Source organism: Plasticicumulans sp. (assembly GCF_035331805.1).
In the GTDB taxonomy this organism is placed as follows: domain Bacteria; phylum Pseudomonadota; class Gammaproteobacteria; order Competibacterales; family Competibacteraceae; genus Plasticicumulans.
In genome coordinates, this window is the sequence record NZ_DAOLKE010000520.1 from 1 (window position 1) to 1,791 (window position 1,791).

The following is a 1,791-nucleotide window of genomic DNA, read 5'->3' on the forward strand; positions in this document are numbered from 1 at the left end:
GCCGCGATCCGGGCGATCCGGGCGATCCGGGCGATCCGCAGGGTTCTGGGTGGGCACCAGCGCCTGCCCGCGGCGCAGCGCATCGCTCCCGCGCGCGCCCGGCCCCTTCGCCGGAGCCGCGATCTGGCGCGTGGCGAGTGCGCGATCGACCGGGATGCTGCGGCCGTCGCCGGCGACGCGCTGCCAGTCGTCGCGCGCCGAGCGCCGGTACAGCGCGCCGTCCTGACCGACGAACATCGGCCCCTGCCGGCGCAGCTTCGCCGGAGCCGGGCGGGCCGCCTCGAAGCGGCGGGCCTGCTGCCAGCGTTCATCGAGCGCGGGGCTCCTGCCGCCCCAGCGCCGGTAGCGGTCCCCGCCGGCGAACGGCGTGCCCGGCAGCTCGACGACGCGGGTGCGCGCCGCAGCGCCGGCCGACAGCACCGTCGTCGTCGTCACCCGCCGCTGTTCGATCAGCAGCGGCGAGCGCGCCCAGCGCTTCTCGTGACCGGTCCAGGCCACCGGCAGCGGTTTCGGCCGGTAGCGCCCCCAGGCCCAGCCGCGCGGCGCGAAGCCCTTGCCGGGCCGGTACACGGCCCCGTAGCCGTACGCGCGCCAGGGCTGCGCCGGCCGATACCACGGCCGGTAAGGGATGTGGTCCGGGTGGCGGTCGCCACGATCGGCCAGTGCCCAGCCGACCAGCGCCCCGACGCCGAACATCAGCACGCCGTTGCTGACGTACTGGCCGGTGTAGCCCGGCGTGTAGCCGTAGGTGACGGTCTCGGGCGTGTGCCCGTAGATGCGCACGTAGGTGACGTGATAGAGCGGATGCGCCGGCGGGATGCGGTAGATCGCCCCGGGCACGCGCTCGGCCGGATACCACGGCCCGCCGGGCTCGTCGGCGACGAACCAGACGCCGTCATCGACGCCGTAGTAGCGATCCTCGTAGCGCACGACCTCGTACGGCGTGTTGACGATCCAGTCGACGCCGCCGGTGCCGTCGATCGGCTCGTAGCGCGGCGGACCGTCGTAGACCGGCGCGTAGCGCAGGCCCTGGCGCGGCACGGTCGACTTGCGCGGCACGCCGGCGAGCGCCACGGCTTCGGCCGCCGCCGGCGTGCCCGGCACCGAGGCGAGCACCCAGCCGTACGGCCCGTTTGGCGGAATCTGCGTGAAGTCCGGCGGCAGATCGGTCGTCGCCGGCAGCCACGGGCCGGCCAGCGTCGGTGCCGTGAACCAGCGCCCGGCGGTGAGGAAGTAATGCCGGCGTGCCACGGGCAGCACGAACACCGGCGAGTCGGTGTTGGCGACGGCTTCGAGCCGCGTGCCGGCGACCGGCACGTAGCGCGGCGGGCCGTCGGTGACGATCAGCTCGGCCGGGCGCTCGCTGTAGATCACGGCCGGCGCGCGCGTCATGCGCGGCCCCGGACCGCGCGCGGTCAGCGCGCCCCAGGCATCGGCCGGCAGCGACCGGAACGCCGGCGACAGGCTGGCCGGCTGCGTCCACGGCCCGGCACGCAGATCCGGGGCCGTCAGCCAGCCGTCCTCGAGCGCCAGCCAGTAGCGCTGCGCATCCGGCTCGTACAGCACCGTCGATTCGGTGTTGGTCGCCGCCTGCAGCGGCGAGTCGCCGACCGGCTCAAAGGCCGGCGGGCCGTAGAACATCAGCAGCGTCGCCGGCCGCGTGCTGTGGAAGATCGGCGGTGGATCGAGATCGACCGCCACCTCGGACGCGGCGGCGGCCGGCGGCCGGCCGCCGGCAGCGATCAGTGTCGGCAGCGCGAGCGTCAGCGGCCGCCCGGCCGGCAGCGCCTC

General features: G+C 75.5%; 1 protein-coding gene. It reads right to left on the bottom strand.

The window, feature by feature from the left end:
* On the bottom strand, positions 1-1,791 hold a 1,791-nt coding region (locus PKE44_RS19025), incomplete at both ends, for a hypothetical protein (protein WP_324554367.1).